10 protein-coding genes are annotated in these 14,556 nt (G+C 33.9%); all 10 read right to left on the reverse strand.

What is annotated here, in order from left to right; genetic code table 11:
- Positions 1 to 40: 40 nt before the first annotated feature.
- The 10 genes from ACZ098_RS09305 to ACZ098_RS09350 all read right to left on the reverse strand — a co-directional run bounded on the left by ACZ098_RS09305 (position 41) and on the right by ACZ098_RS09350 (position 14,536).
- Positions 41 to 1,264: a BaiN/RdsA family NAD(P)/FAD-dependent oxidoreductase gene (locus tag ACZ098_RS09305; RefSeq protein WP_487311482.1), complete on the reverse strand. Its 1,224-nt coding sequence runs from the start codon at positions 1,262 to 1,264 to the stop codon at positions 41 to 43.
- A 116-nt stretch (positions 1,265 to 1,380) separates the two neighbouring features.
- On the reverse strand, positions 1,381 to 2,040 hold the full coding sequence (locus tag ACZ098_RS09310; protein ID WP_487311483.1) for a glycerophosphodiester phosphodiesterase: 660 nt from the start codon (positions 2,038 to 2,040) through the stop codon (positions 1,381 to 1,383).
- Between the two features lie 41 nt (positions 2,041 to 2,081).
- The gene (locus tag ACZ098_RS09315) at positions 2,082 to 3,779 is read right to left on the reverse strand and encodes an alpha-amylase family glycosyl hydrolase (protein ID WP_487311484.1); all 1,698 of its coding nucleotides are present in this window, start codon (positions 3,777 to 3,779) and stop codon (positions 2,082 to 2,084) included.
- A gap of 98 nt (positions 3,780 to 3,877) precedes the next feature.
- Complete coding sequence (locus ACZ098_RS09320; protein WP_487311485.1) at positions 3,878 to 5,713, reverse strand: glycoside hydrolase family 13 protein; 1,836 nt, start codon at positions 5,711 to 5,713, stop codon at positions 3,878 to 3,880.
- A gap of 329 nt (positions 5,714 to 6,042) precedes the next feature.
- Entirely contained in the window at positions 6,043 to 8,157 is a 2,115-nt protein-coding gene (locus ACZ098_RS09325) for a glycoside hydrolase family 97 protein (protein ID WP_487311486.1), read from the reverse strand.
- Between the two features lie 43 nt (positions 8,158 to 8,200).
- On the reverse strand, positions 8,201 to 8,608 hold the full coding sequence (locus ACZ098_RS09330) for a GxxExxY protein (RefSeq protein ID WP_487311487.1): 408 nt from the start codon (positions 8,606 to 8,608) through the stop codon (positions 8,201 to 8,203).
- 232 nt (positions 8,609 to 8,840) lie between these two features.
- Positions 8,841 to 11,147 carry a glycoside hydrolase family 65 protein gene (locus ACZ098_RS09335; protein ID WP_487311488.1) on the reverse strand — a complete coding sequence of 769 codons (2,307 nt, stop codon included), beginning with the start codon at positions 11,145 to 11,147 and terminating at the stop codon, positions 8,841 to 8,843.
- A gap of 96 nt (positions 11,148 to 11,243) precedes the next feature.
- The gene (gene pgmB / locus ACZ098_RS09340) at positions 11,244 to 11,900 is read right to left on the reverse strand and encodes a beta-phosphoglucomutase (protein ID WP_487311489.1); all 657 of its coding nucleotides are present in this window, start codon (positions 11,898 to 11,900) and stop codon (positions 11,244 to 11,246) included.
- A gap of 11 nt (positions 11,901 to 11,911) precedes the next feature.
- Positions 11,912 to 13,318 (reverse strand): MFS transporter, encoded by a 1,407-nt coding sequence (locus ACZ098_RS09345; RefSeq protein WP_487311490.1) that lies wholly within the window; start codon positions 13,316 to 13,318, stop codon positions 11,912 to 11,914.
- A 192-nt stretch (positions 13,319 to 13,510) separates the two neighbouring features.
- On the reverse strand, positions 13,511 to 14,536 hold the full coding sequence (locus tag ACZ098_RS09350; RefSeq protein WP_487311491.1) for a LacI family DNA-binding transcriptional regulator: 1,026 nt from the start codon (positions 14,534 to 14,536) through the stop codon (positions 13,511 to 13,513).
- Positions 14,537 to 14,556 lie beyond the last annotated feature (20 nt).

The raw sequence follows: 14,556 nt of genomic DNA on the forward strand, positions 1-14,556 counted from the left end.
AATTTTGATTTAGAGAGAATCAAATATATGAAAAAAAATTTCAAATTGATTGTGTTGCAATTGATTGTGCTACAATAAATCCGCTTGTCCAAGCATTCTGAAAATTAAATCCACCAGTGATTGCATCAATATTTACAATTTCACCAGCAAAAAATAAATTTTCATGCAACTTACTTTCCATTGTTTTGAAGTTGATTTCTTTCAAATCGATTCCGCCAGCAGTGACAAATTCTTCTTTAAAAGTGCTTTTTCCGTTGACTTGAAATTGACCGTTTGTGAGTTGATTGGCTAAATTGTGCAATTGATTTTTAGATAAATCGGCCCATTTTATTTCTTCCGAAATTTCTGAAGCCAAAACCAAACTTTCCCATAATCGATTCGGAAAATCAAATGGTGATTTTTTAGAAACTGCTTTTTTAGAATGTTCTAATTTGAGTTCTTTGAGTTTTTCTAGAGTTTCCTCAAATGTTACCTCGTTCAACCAATTGACTTCCAAAATAAATTGATAGTTTTTCTCTGCCAAAATTCTTGCACCCCAAGCCGAAAGTCTTAAAATTCCCGGTCCAGACATTCCCCAATGGGTGATTAACAAAGGTCCAGAAGATTCTAATTTTGTATTTTTAACTTTTACTGATGCAAATGCCGACAAACCCATCAAATCTTTGATACGATTGTCTTTGATGTTAAAAGTAAAAAGTGATGGAACGGCTTCAATAATACTATGACCAAGTTCTGAAAGCATTTCCCAAATTTTTGGATTACTTCCGGTGGTCATAACTAATTTCTGACAAGCAAAGGTTTCTGAATTGGTTTCAACTTTCCAGTAATCTTCGGCTTTAAAAATTGATTGAACACTTTGATTTGTTAAGATATCAATTCCGAGTTTTTTGGTAGCATTGGTAAAACAATCGATAATAGTTTGCGATGAATCGGAAATTGGGAACATTCTTCCATCGTCTTCAATTTTGAGTTCAACGCCGTGTTTTTCAAACCATTCTATAGTATCTCCAGAACAAAATTGATGAAAAGGTCCGCGCAATTCTTTCTCACCACGAGGATAAAACTTGACTAAATCGTTGGGTACAAAACACGCATGCGTAACATTGCATCGTCCGCCACCAGAAATTCTAACTTTGGTTAAAACTTCTTTTCCGCGTTCGAGAATGGCAACTTTTAATTTCGGATTTTTCTCAACTATATTTATCGCTGTAAAAAATCCTGCTGCGCCTGCACCAACTATGATTATATCGTATTTTGAATTCATATTTAGTTTTTAAACCATTTAATAAAACGCTTATTTTGTCATTTCGACGAAGGAGAAATCACACAAGATTGATAATTTGATGCGATTTCTCCTGTGTCGAAATGACAAAATGATGTCTAAATTCTATCTGGAAAATCCGAAATTATGCCATCAACTTGTAATGATTTTACAAAGGTAATGTCTTCTAAGGTATTTACCGTCCATGAGTAAATTTTAAATTGATTTGCGTGAAGAAGTTTTACATTTTCTGAATTCAATAATTTGAAGTACGGATTTATTGAATGGGCATTAATTTTTTTTGCAAAAGTTAATGCTTCTTCAACAGAATCTTCGGTTAAAACACCAAGTAGAATTTGATTGTTTTCAGAATGACAAATTTGTAGAATTGTCCAATCAAAACTTGAAATTTGAAATAAATTAATGCTCCAGTTTTTTTCTAAACTATAATTTTGAATAATTTGTAAAACTGAATGCGTTGCTTTTGAATCTTTGATTTCGATATTTACAAAACAACGTTGGTCTATTAAATCAAGAACTTCTTCCAAAGCTGGAACGTTTAAATCTTTTAAATCAGATGCCATAAAATCTTTTACAAAACCTGTTTGAGAAGTGGTTCTGTCAACAGTTTCATCGTGAATTACCATCACTTTTCCATCAGAAGATAAATGTACATCTAGCTCGATTCCATCAACACCTAATTCAAGTGCTTTTTGAAAGGAAGCTAACGTATTTTCTGCAACATGTCCTTTTGCTCCGCGATGACCGATTTTTAGCATCTACTGTTTTTTTAAACCATTAAGAGATTAAGAAAATTAAGCTAATCGTATTTGAAGTGCGTTTCAATATTTTTTATTTTTTTTTCTTTCGAAACTTCTAGTAATACAGTGCTGTATGGACTATTAATTGAAATCTTGCCTTCAAAAACAGCAGTCACTTTTCCCGAATAAGCATCCATCAGTAAAGTTCCGTTTTCGAAAATTGTTCCAACAGAAATCTCTTTATTTCCAATTGGTAAATCCAAACCAACGACTACTTTATCAATAAAATTTGCTTTGGAATATTCACGACTAAAAACATATGGTGCGCTCGAAATTTGCTTGTGAATTCCTGCCCCAACTGCTGGATGATTTCGTCTAAATTGACCTAATTTTTGCCAATGCAAATTGATTTCGCCAGTTCTAGGATTGTTTTTTAAATCATCCCAATTCATAAACGAACGTAAAGTAGCGTCGCCTTGTGTGCCTTCAATATCTAGGGAACGCGCCAATTCATCGCCATAATATACTTGAGAAATTCCTGGAGCAAGCAATAATTTGGTTCCAGATTCAATTGTTTTTTCACGTTTTTTATCAAATGGCCAACCGTCATCATGTGACGAAACGTAATTCATAACCGTGTTTCCTTTCAAATCGTTTTGAAGAATATTCGAATATTTTGAGAACAATGGCTCGTAGTTCATCTTCGCCTCATTTCTAAAATCAAAATTGATTAAACCAGTAAAACCATTAGCGTAATAATCGACTTTTTTGTCCCCAAAATCGTAAAGCCTTTTGCTTCCAATATTGTAGCCATACACTTCACCAACGGTAAAAAATGGATTGTTATCTAAAACTTTATTTGGATTTTTAGCTTTAAATTCAGCGAAAGCGGCATCACAAACTTTCTTGAAATCGGCCCAAACATCTTCTGTAGTGTGTTTTGCTGTATCAACTCTGTAGCCATCAATTCCGTAATCTAAAATATAATCAGAAAGCCATTTCATGATATAGTATTTTGGCGCACGAGGATATTTTGTTTTAGCAAAAAAGGCATCTAGTTCGGCTATTTCTTCCTCGTAACGACCTTCTTTTTTCCATTTTTCAACTAAAAAAGGAGGTAATTCTACTGCTTGAGTACTCTCGGTTTTTACGTCTGGAAGATTTTCTACCAACGTACAAGCAATAGTATTTTCATAATTATTGTATTGACATTTTGGTGAAGTTCTAACCCAATCATTTGGAAAAACCGAATCCTCAGATGTAACTGGTCCAGTGTGATTAATCACCGCATCGAGCATAATTCTAATTCCTTTAGCATGGGCTTTTTGAACTAATTCTGCTAAATCTTTTTTGGTTCCAAAGTTTGGGTCTAAAGCGCTCCAATCTCGTGTCCAATAACCGTGAAAGGCGTATGAAAAACCAGTTCCTTCATCAACACCATCGTGAATTTGCTCCACAATTGGCGTCATCCAAATCACGTTTATTCCTAAATTGGTAAAATAACCTTCATCTAATTTCTGGATAATTCCACGAATATCTCCGCCTTCAAATCCGCGTAATTTTCCGGTTGGTTTGTTTCTGTTATAATTCAAATCATTCGTTTTGTCGCCATTGTTAAATCTATCGGTTAATAGAAAATAAACGTTGGCACTTTCCCAAACGAAAGGAGTTTTGGGTTCTTTCGATGCTGTTTCTTTTGTTGATTTACAACTTGAGAAAAGTGCTAAAATTGCAATTATGAATAGTGTTTTTTTCATACGTTTTTTATGATTTTGACAATGCGACGAAGGAGAAATCTCATAATCTGAACTACTTTATGTGATTTCTCCTTTGTCGAAATGACAAAAATGTTTGTTTATTTTAATTCCAAAATTAAAACCGATTTTCCTTCAACTTGAATGTCACTTTTTAGATCAAATGATTTATCTGTTAGAATATCTTTTCCGGAGTTGTATTTTGAAGTATTTTCTTGGAATCTATTTGTTTTGAATGTTTTCGATTCTGGACTGTTGTTGATTACGACCATAACAGATTCCGAATCATTGTGTCTAAAATAAACGTAGACATTATTTTCTGGGATATAATGAGTAGTTTTTCCAGAATGAATTACCGATTTATTTTTTCTCCAAGTAAATAATTTGGATGAAAAATCGAAAAATTTTGCTTGTTCCGCTGTTCTTCCAGATTTAGTAAAAGCGTTGTTTGTATCGCCATTCCATCCTCCAGGAAAATCTTTTCTGATATCGGCATCGCCTAATTTGTCTTTGTTTCCTGCCATTCCAATTTCTGAACCGTAATAAATTTGAGGAATACCACGAACAGTTGCAATCAAGGTCATTGCCATTTGGTATTTCTTGAAATCATTTTTGTAGATTTCGTTGAAACGCTGCGTGTCGTGATTTTCTGCAAATACCAAAATGCTATTCGGATTTGGATACAAGAAATCATTAGTGAAATTGTCATATGCTTTTATCATTCCTCTATCCCAAGAACCATTGTCTTCGTTGAACATCGAACTTATAGCATCATGTAAAGTAAAATCCATTACGCTTGGTAAGTAGGAATTGTAGTTTTGAATCGCTCCAATTTTACTGTCTTTTTGCCAATAAGCCATTTGCGCTTGATCGTGCATCCAAACTTCACCAACGATATTGAAATTTGGGTATTCGTCGGTTATGGCTTTGGTCCATTTTGAGATTCCTTCCTTATCGTTGTACGAATAAGTGTCGACTCTAAATCCGTCTAAATCGGCATATTCTATCCACCAAATCGCGTTTTGCGTTAGATAATTTAAAACCAAAGGATTCGATTGGTTCAAATCGGGCATTGATGGAACAAACCAACCATCCATACAATTTTTTGTGTCAATTGCTGACGCATTAGTATCGAATTGCGTGGTCATTCTGTAGTTCGATTGTGAATAACCAGGAAACTGATGAATCCAATTGTAAGTTGGTAAATCTTTGTACATCCAGTGTTTCCAACCCCAATGATTGGTCACATAATCCATGATGTTTTTCATTCCGCGCTTGTGTAATTCGGCACTTAATTTCACATAATCTTCGTTAGTTCCATAACGTGGATCAATTTTGTAAACATCCGATTGACCGTAGCCATGATAGGAATATCGCTCGTCGTTATCTTCGTTTAATGGTGTTGGCCAAAGTGCAGTAGCGCCTAATTCTTTTAGATAATCTAGATTTTTTATAATTCCGTCAATGTCGCCACCATGTCTTCCTCCGGGAAGTTCGCGATTTCCTTTTTCTGTGACTGATTTGTCGCTGTCGTTGTTTGGATTTCCGTTTGCAAATCGGTCTGGCATTATTAGATAAATTACATCGGAAGCATCATAACTTTTGCGTAAAGCAGAGTTTTCTCTACGTGTTTTTAAAGAATAATTTTGTGTGAACGCTACTTTTTTGTTTTTTGAAAAAGAGAAAACAAAATCTTGTGCAGCTGTATTTTTAGTGTTGATTGTTACGAAAACGTAGTTAGGATTTTCGGTTTTTTGGATGCTTTCTATTACAATTGAATTGGATGCGGTTACATCATATTGCGCAATATTTTTTCCGTAGAACATAATTTGCACACTCGATAACTTCATATCTGACCACCAAAATGGAGGCTCAACACGTTCTACTTGTGCGAAAAGCGATGTTGTGAAAAGTACTAGGAATAAGATTTTTTTCATTGTAGTTGTGGTTTAGGTAAAAGTGTTTTACTGCAATTTTTCTCGTTATCGTTTGCGTGAAGGATTATCTCACTGGATTTTATTTTCATTGGAGTTCGATGAACTTCGTTTGCATTGGAAATCCTTTCTTGTTTTCCTTTAAAACAAGAAAGATTACTTCACAATGAGTTTATTTTTATCTGAGTTCAGTGAGCTTCGTTTGGAACGTAAAGCCTGACCCTTTTCGGGTCACGCCCAAATTTTTAAACTTTTTTTGAACCATTAAGGTATTAAGGAAATTAAGAACAAAAACAGCTTAACTTTCTTAATGCCTTAATGGTTTATTCTAACTATTTATTTTCAACAATACTAATAGCATAACCGCCACCAGAAGCGGATAATTGGCTTAATTTAGACTTGCTAGTAACTGTAATTTTGCGAATTGTGTATGCTTGCGGATTGGTTTTGTAATGCGCATCTTTAGCATCAGCATAAATTGTTGCCGTATATTTTTTTCCTTTTTCTAAGAAATCTAAAGTGATGTTTGACGTTCTTGCTGTTTCACCGTTTACATTTCCTATAAACCAATTGTTTGTTCCCTTTGCTTTTCGTGCAACGGTAATATAATCTCCAGGTTCTGCTTCTAGATATTTGCTTTCTGACCAATCTACGGCAACGTCTTTTATGAACTGAAATGCATCTGGGAATTTATTGTAATTTTCAATTAAATCGGCTGCCATTTGCAACGGACTGTACATTGTTACGTACAATGCTAATTGATTTGCCAATGTGCTATTCACTTTAGAAGTGTTAGTTGGACTGAATTTTTGAATGTTCATTTCGAAAATTCCTGGTGTGTAATCCATTGGTCCACCAATTAATCTTGTGAATGGCAAAATGGTAACGTGGTTTGGTTTTGAACCACCAAATGCTTGAAATTCGGTTCCTCTTGCAGCTTCGTTTCCAATCATGTTTGGATAAGTTCTGCAAATTCCTGTTGGACGAACGGCTTCGTGAGCATTGACCATAATTTTATAATCGACTGCTTTTTCAACAACATATTGGTAGTGATTGATTATTGATTGGCTGTAATGGTGTTCGCCAATTGGTAAAATTGGTCCAACATAACCCGTTTTCACAGCTTCGTATCCATTGTCGTTCATAAACTTAAAAGCCTTGTCTAAGTGACGCTCGTAGTTTCTTGTAGAACCGGAAGTTTCATGGTGCATAATCATTTTTACACCTTTAGATTTTGCATATTCGTGAAGTCCTTTTACATCAAAATCTGGATAAGGCGTAACAAAATCGAAAACGTAATCTTTGGCGTGACCAAACCAATCTTCCCAACCTTGGTTCCAACCTTCAACTAAAACTCCGTCGAAGCCATGTTTTGAAGCAAAATCTATGTATTCTTTTACGTGTGCAGTATTTGCACCGTGCGTTCCGTTTGGTTTTGCTTTCGAATAATCGGTGATACCTAATTGAATTGCTGCGAAATCATTGGTGTACGACCAAGTGCTTTTATTTGTAATCATTTCCCACCAAACGCCAACGTATTTTACTGGTTTTATCCATGAAGTATCTTCGATCTTACATGGTTCGTTTAGGTTCAAGGTCATTTTAGAATCTAAAATTTCACGAGCATCATCACTTACAATAACTGTTCTCCATGGAGAAGTGCTTGGCGCTTGAATATAACCTTTATCACCTTTTGCATCTGGAGTTAAATGTGATTCGAAAATCATGTTTTTATCGTCTAAATTCAAGTTCATGCACGAGTAATTTATCAAAGCCGCTTCGTGTAAGTTGATGTAAATTCCATCGGAAGATTTCATCATTAAAGAGGTTTGTACTCCAGTATCTGAAAATCCTTCTTGGGAAGCGTTATCTTGTCTTACTTTGCTTGATAAACCTCTAATTTCAGATAATTTAGAAGTGGTGTAATCGTATTCTTGCGTGTCATAATCACCAGAAATCCAATGTGCTGTATGGTTTCCAGCCATTGCAAATTGTGTTCTTTCTTCTTTAATTACAAAGTATACCAAGTTTTTCTGACTTGGAAATTCATATCTAAATCCGAGACCGTCGTCAAATAATCGAAAACGAACTATGATTTTTCGATCAGTATCTTTTTGATTTAAAGTTACTGCAAGTTCGTTGTAATGATTTCTAATTTGAGCTACTTCACCCCAAACTGGTTTCCAAGTTTCGTCGAAAGTAGCCGTTTTAGAATCTACAATGGTGAAATCATTTAGTAGCGACTTTTTATCATTTTTAAGTTCGAGTCCAAGCTTACTTGTTTTTACAACTTCTTTGTTTTTGTACTTTAAGCTGTAATTTGGAGTTCCATCACTTGAAAGTGAAAAGTTCATTTCAAATTCTCCGCTCGGTGATTTTAATTGTTGTGCCGTTGCAATTGAGCTAAATGCAAACAATATAAAGCTCGCTAAAAATAATTTCTTCATGTTGTATTTTTAAACCATTAAGGTATTAAGAAAGTTAAGTAATCTATTCGTCAGCTAACCTCATGAAATATTCATTTACGATTGGTTTGACTGATTTAGTTATGTTTGTTGTGTTGAAATTAATGAGTAAACCTTGTGGCGCTCGAAGTAATTTCATATATGTTAATAATTTTGCTTCATCAATAGGATGAAATTTTTCGACAGTTTTTAATTCAACAATTATGCAATTGTTAACTAATAAATCAAGTCTTAAAGGATTTTCCAATTCTAAATCATAATACTCAATTTCTACATTTATTTGTTGCTGAACGTGATATCCATTTTTTTCTAATTCATATTTTAAACACTCTTCATATATTTTTTCAAGTAATCCAGGACCTAATTTTTTATGAACTTTTATTGCAAATCCAACTATTTCGTAGGACAATTGAGTTATTTCTTTTTTAGTCATTATTATTTTTTTAAACCATTAAGGAATTAAGAAAATTAAGTTTTGATTAATTTGATTTACGATTTTATGTCTGAATTTTTTAAATTTTGCTGATGTGATAAAAATGATATTTTTTTTAAACCATCAAGATATGAACAAGATTAAATATTGATTAGTTCTTTTAAAATCTTTTACTCCTGAAATCATTAATATTATTTTGTTCTTAACTTTCTTAATCTCTTAATGGTTTAAATTATACCGTAACCAAACTATTTGGCTCCACCAAAACTTCATTACCATTAACAACAACGGTAATTTCCTTATCACCTTCTAATGAAAATTGGGTGTCATTATGATGTACAGAAACTTTTAAAATTTGGTTTCTAAAATTAATTTTAAATGAATAACCGTTCCATTCTTTAGGGATTTTTGGTTCGAAATGTAACGTATCATTTTTAACGCGCATTCCGCCAAAGCCTTCCACAATACTCATCCAAGTTCCAGCCATAGATGTGATGTGACAACCTTCTTCAACTTCTTTGTTGTAATCGTCTAAGTCTAAACGAGAAGTTCGAAGATAGAATGTGTATGCCATATCCATTTTGTCTAATTTGGCAGCTTGAATCGAGTGAACGCAAGGAGATAATGAACTTTCATGAACCGTAAATGGCTCGTAAAAATTGAAATGCTTCTCTAATTGTTCTTTTGTAAAATGATCTTCAAAGAAGTAAAATCCTTGTAAAGTATCCGCTTGTTTGATGTACGGCGAACGCAAAACTCGATCCCAAGACCATTTTTGGTTTATTGGACGCTGACTTTTATCTAAATCTTTTACCTGAACTAAATCTTTATCTAAGAATCCATCTTGTTGTAAATAAACATCATGTTCTTCAGAAAATGGGAAGTACATGTTGTTTGAAACTTTCAACCATTCTTGTAATTCGTCATCTGATAATTTTACTTTTTCGATGATTCGTTTATGGTCGGATGGATATTCTAATGATACTTTCTGAATTTGTTCATGAGTATAATCGATGCACCATTTTGCAATATAATTGGTGTAAAAATTATTGTTTACATTATTTTCATATTCATTCGGACCAGTAACTCCAAGAATCATGTACTGATTTTTGTTGGTCGAAAATGACGCTCTTTGATGCCAAAAACGTGCAATTCCGATTAGAACTTCTAAACCTTTTTCTGGAATATATGAATAATCTCCTGTGTATCTGTAATAATTGAAGATGGCAAATGCAATCGCTCCATTTCTGTGAATTTCTTCGTGCGTGATTTCCCATTCGTTATGACATTCTTCGCCATTCATAGTTACCATTGGATACAACGCAGCGCCATTGGTAAACCCTAAATTATCTTTAGCATTTTCTATCGCTTTATCTAGTTGATTGTATCTGTACGTCAATAAATTACGTGCAACTTGCTGGTCTTTAGTCGCCATGTAAAACGGAATGCAATAGGCTTCAGTATCCCAATAAGTTGATCCGCCATATTTTTCTCCAGTAAATCCTTTTGGACCAATATTCAATCGCGAATCTTTTCCTAAATAAGTTTGATTTAACTGAAAAATATTGAAACGAATTCCTTGCTGTGCTTTTACATCACCATCGATTGTGATGTCGCTCATTTCCCAAATTTTTGCCCAAGCAGCAATTTGATCCTGTAAAAGTTGATTGTATCCTTTTGCTAAAGCTGCTTTTATAGCATTTTCAGCACCAGACTGTGTGTTTTCATGATTTAATGAAACCGTATAACCTGCCAATTTTTGAATTGAAGATTTTTCGCCTTTTGCAACAGCAACTTCATAAGTGAATTGCACTTTTTCTTTATCAGCGGCAACATTTGATGGAGAAAGATTCAAACTTTCATCGTTCAACAAAATGCTGTTTTGCATAAAAGTTGTTGCAATAAAATGAGTTTTGAATGTTCTTGCCGTTACAAATGCTTCATTATTATTGTGATTTACGTCTAATGGTTCCCAAAACTTTTCTTCCCAGTTGGCATCTTCGTTGGTAACTCCAGCATCGATGTAGGGTTTATAGATGATTTTTGCGTCTTTATTTAACGGAGTAATTTCGTAATTGATCACGCCAACTTCGTCCAAATCTAAAGAAAGAAATCGGTTAACATTTACAGCGATTTCAGTTCCATTTTGCAAAGTGGCTTCAAAAGAACGTGTGTAAACGCCTTTTTTCATATTCAATTCACGACGGAAATTTTTAACTTCGATACATGAATTTAAATCGAATTGTTCTCCATTAATTTCAATGTCAATTCCAATCCAATTGGGTGCATTTAAAACTTTGGCAAAATATTTTGGGTAACCGTTTTTCCACCAGCCCACTTTGGTTTTGTCTGGATAATAGATTCCTGCGATGTAACTTCCTTGAAAAGTTTCACCGGAGTATTTTTCTTCAAAATTCGCTCGTTGTCCCATCGCACCGTTTCCGATACTGAACAAACTTTCAGACGACTTTACTCTTTCTGCATCAAATCCTTCTTCAATGATGGACCAATTGTCTGGTTGTATATAATCTTGGTTCATTTTATTATAAGTTTAAAAGGTTAGAAGGTTAAAAGTTTAAAAGAGTATTCTAAGTTCTTTAAACTCTTGTGATTTCTATTCTCTATTTTCTATTCTTTAATTTATTAATGCTTCAATGAAAGAAACATCAATAAATGTAAAATCTTTAAAATTGTATTTCGCTTCGTTTAATATTTTTTCATCGCCAATTCCGACGCTTGTCATGTTGGCAATATTTGCGGCTTGCACACCAGCAACAGAGTCTTCAAAAACTATGGAGTCTTCGTTTTTGGCGTTCAATAATTGTGCTGCTCTCAGGAAAACTTCTGGATCAGGTTTGGCGTTAGAAACATCATTTCCGTCAACAATAGCATCAAACATTGAAATTATTCCCGTTTTTTCAAGAATAGGTCGAGCATTTTTACTTGCAGAACCTAAAGCAATTAACTGATTGTTATCTTTTAAATAGTGTAACACCGGAAGTACTCCTGGTAAAATTTCACTTTCATCGATATCTACCAAATAAGATAGATAATCTTCGTTTTTTTGGAAAAGCCATTTGTTCTTATCTTCTTGCGAAGCGGTAACATTTCCTAACTCTAGGATGATATCAAGCGATCGAACTCTTGAAACTCCTTTTAACTCTTCGTTGTGTTCTGGTGTAAATTCGATGCCGAGTTCTTGAGCCAATTTTTGCCACGCCAAAAAATGATATTTTGCTGTGTCAACAATTACGCCGTCAAGGTCGAATATGAATGCTTTTTTGTTTGTCATTTTAGTTCTTTTTAACCTGAAATTGCATTTTTATCTCGAATAGAAAAATTACAAAAACCTGCGATTAATAATGCTATTCCTGCTAAAATCATAGCATTGATATGTGCGTCACCAATCAGTTTGTATAAAAAATTGATTCCACCAAGTGCTGCAATAATTTGTGGAATTACAATAAACATGTTGAACAGTCCCATCATCATACCCATTTTGTTGGGATTTACAGAACTGGATAACATGGCGTAAGGCATCGAAAGAATGCTTCCCCAAGAAATACCAATCAAAATAAATGAAACGAATAACGTTGATGGTGTTGCGAAAAACATGAATAAAAATCCTAATCCGCCTAGGATTAATGAAGTCATGTGAATGTATTTTCTGTTAATTTTGTTTTTCATCGTATAGAACGACAATAACAATGCAAATGCCATTGATGATAACCCATAAATTCCTGTAGCAGAACCTACTAAATCGGCAGCATCATTGTATACTTTGTCTTTAGACTTGTATTCTTGTTCTTTGGCTTCGTTTAAATAAATAACTTTCTTGTTTTCGTCTTTCAACTCTTTTCCTTCTGCGTCTAATTGTGCATATTCTTTAACATCAGGTTTTGGCGAATTAAAAACGTGTTCAGTTAATGCAGGCGTTGATAAACTCCACATGGTGAAAAAGGCAAACCAACTAAAAAATTGAATTAATCCCAATTTTTTCATCGTTGCAGGCATTTCTTTTAAACTGGTAATTAAATCTGGAATAAATCGAGATTCTTTTTTTTCAGCTTTGAATAGCTCTAAATCTTCCGGTGGATCTTCGGTTGTGGTAAGTAAGGTATAGATAATGCTAGTAATGAAAACAAATGCTCCAATTGAAAAAGCAACTACAACAGATGGCGGAATTACTCCAGCATCAGCTTCGTTGGATACACCAAGTTTGTTCACTAGCCAAGGAAGATTACTAGCCACCCAAGTACCAATACCAATGATTAAAGTTTGAATTACAAATCCGTTAGAGCGTTGCGATTCTGGCAATTTATCGGCAACCAACGCACGAAAAGGCTCCATGCTAATGTTGATAGAAGAATCTAGAATCCATAATAATCCTGCTGCAACCCATAAAACTGGTGAATGCGGCATAAAAAATAAGGTTACAGATGCTAAAATGGCTCCGATTAAAAAATAGGGTTTTCTTCTTCCGTATTTTGGACTCCAAGTGTTGTCGGACAGATATCCAATTATTGGCTGAACTACTAGTCCTGTTAAAGGTGCTGCAATCCATAAACCTGGAATATCATCAACTTCAGCGCCAAGAGTTTGAAATATTCTAGACATGAATCCGCCTTGAAGAGCAAATCCGAATTGTATTCCTAGAAATCCAAAACTCATGTTCCAAATTTGCCAGAAACTTAACTTCCGCTTTTCCATTATCGTAATTTAATGATTTATAAAACGATAAGCGTTGTGCTTATCAAAACTTATTTTTTGTTTTCGAAGTAAAAAGTATAAGCTTTGATATAGGTGGTAAAGATAAAAAAGTTTTTTAAATGCAAAATAAACTATACAATTATTTGAAAATCATTACTTACGAAAACGTTATTTGTTGATAAATACTTCTTATTAAATTGTAGATTCTCGTTCTACCAAATCGGTTTCTATAACTTCGGTTTTGTACTGTTCTTCGTAATCATCATCTTCGTCAATTTCTAGTTTTTCAATGAGCATTTTAGCTGCTTTTTCTCCCATTTTTATACCATTTTGACTTACTGTGGTAATTGATGGTGAGGAATATTTAGAGATAATTCCGTCAGTAAAACCAATTATTGATATGTCGTTTGGAATGTTTTTTCCTAATCTTGTCGCTACTTTAATTGCAGTTACTGCGAATATTTCATTTACAGCAAAAATGGCATCTAAATCATTTTCAGATATCAATGCTTCAACTTGAGTTTCAAAATTATCAGTATCTTCAATTTTGAGAATCAACTTTTCATCGAGTGTGATGTCGTTCGTTTTAAGCGCTTTAGTATAACCTTCAGTTCGTAATTTGCCTACACTCACATAATCTACAGTTGAGATTAATCCTATTTTAGAAAATCCTTTATCTATTAGATATTGAGTTGCATTGAATGCTGCTAGATTATCATCGATTATAACTTTGTCACAGAGGATATCATTGGTAACACGATCGAACATAACAACAGGCATTCCTTGATTGATTACTTCCGTTATATGATGAAAGTCTCGTTTTTGTTGGGTTTCTTTTGATAATGACATGATGAAACCATCGATACTTCCGTTGGCAAGCATTTCCATGTTAATTACCTCTTTGTCAAACGATTCATCGGATAAGCAAACTATTACGTTATAACCATTGGCATTGGCAATATGTTCAACACCACTAATTACTGTGGCGAAAAAGTGATGAATAATTTCTGGAATGATGATGCAAATTGTTTTAGACTTTCTGTTTTTTAAGCTAAGTGCAATATTATTAGGCTTATAGTTGTATAATTTAGCAAAAGCTTGCACTTTTTGACGCGTATCTTCGCTGATTTCTAAACTGTTTCTCAATGACTTTGAAACGGTTGAAATCGACACATCTAATTCCTTTGCAATTTGCTTTAAAGTTACTTTTCTTCTCATGATAAAAATGGCCTATTAAT

The sequence above is a fragment of the Flavobacterium sp. SP2 genome (genome assembly GCF_057626655.1).

Bases quoted from the DNA above. Each gene is read 5' to 3' on its own strand.
- ACZ098_RS09305 (WP_487311482.1), bottom strand. From the start codon at position 1,264: ATGAATTCAAAATACGATATAATCATAGTTGGTGCAGGCGCAGCAGGA.
- ACZ098_RS09310 (WP_487311483.1), bottom strand. From the start codon at position 2,040: ATGCTAAAAATCGGTCATCGCGGAGCAAAAGGACATGTTGCAGAAAAT.
- ACZ098_RS09315 (WP_487311484.1), bottom strand. From the start codon at position 3,779: ATGAAAAAAACACTATTCATAATTGCAATTTTAGCACTTTTCTCAAGT.
- ACZ098_RS09320 (WP_487311485.1), bottom strand. From the start codon at position 5,713: ATGAAAAAAATCTTATTCCTAGTACTTTTCACAACATCGCTTTTCGCA.
- ACZ098_RS09325 (WP_487311486.1), bottom strand. From the start codon at position 8,157: ATGAAGAAATTATTTTTAGCGAGCTTTATATTGTTTGCATTTAGCTCA.
- ACZ098_RS09330 (WP_487311487.1), bottom strand. From the start codon at position 8,608: ATGACTAAAAAAGAAATAACTCAATTGTCCTACGAAATAGTTGGATTT.
- ACZ098_RS09335 (WP_487311488.1), bottom strand. From the start codon at position 11,147: ATGAACCAAGATTATATACAACCAGACAATTGGTCCATCATTGAAGAA.
- pgmB (WP_487311489.1), bottom strand. From the start codon at position 11,900: ATGACAAACAAAAAAGCATTCATATTCGACCTTGACGGCGTAATTGTT.
- ACZ098_RS09345 (WP_487311490.1), bottom strand. From the start codon at position 13,318: ATGGAAAAGCGGAAGTTAAGTTTCTGGCAAATTTGGAACATGAGTTTT.
- ACZ098_RS09350 (WP_487311491.1), bottom strand. From the start codon at position 14,536: ATGAGAAGAAAAGTAACTTTAAAGCAAATTGCAAAGGAATTAGATGTG.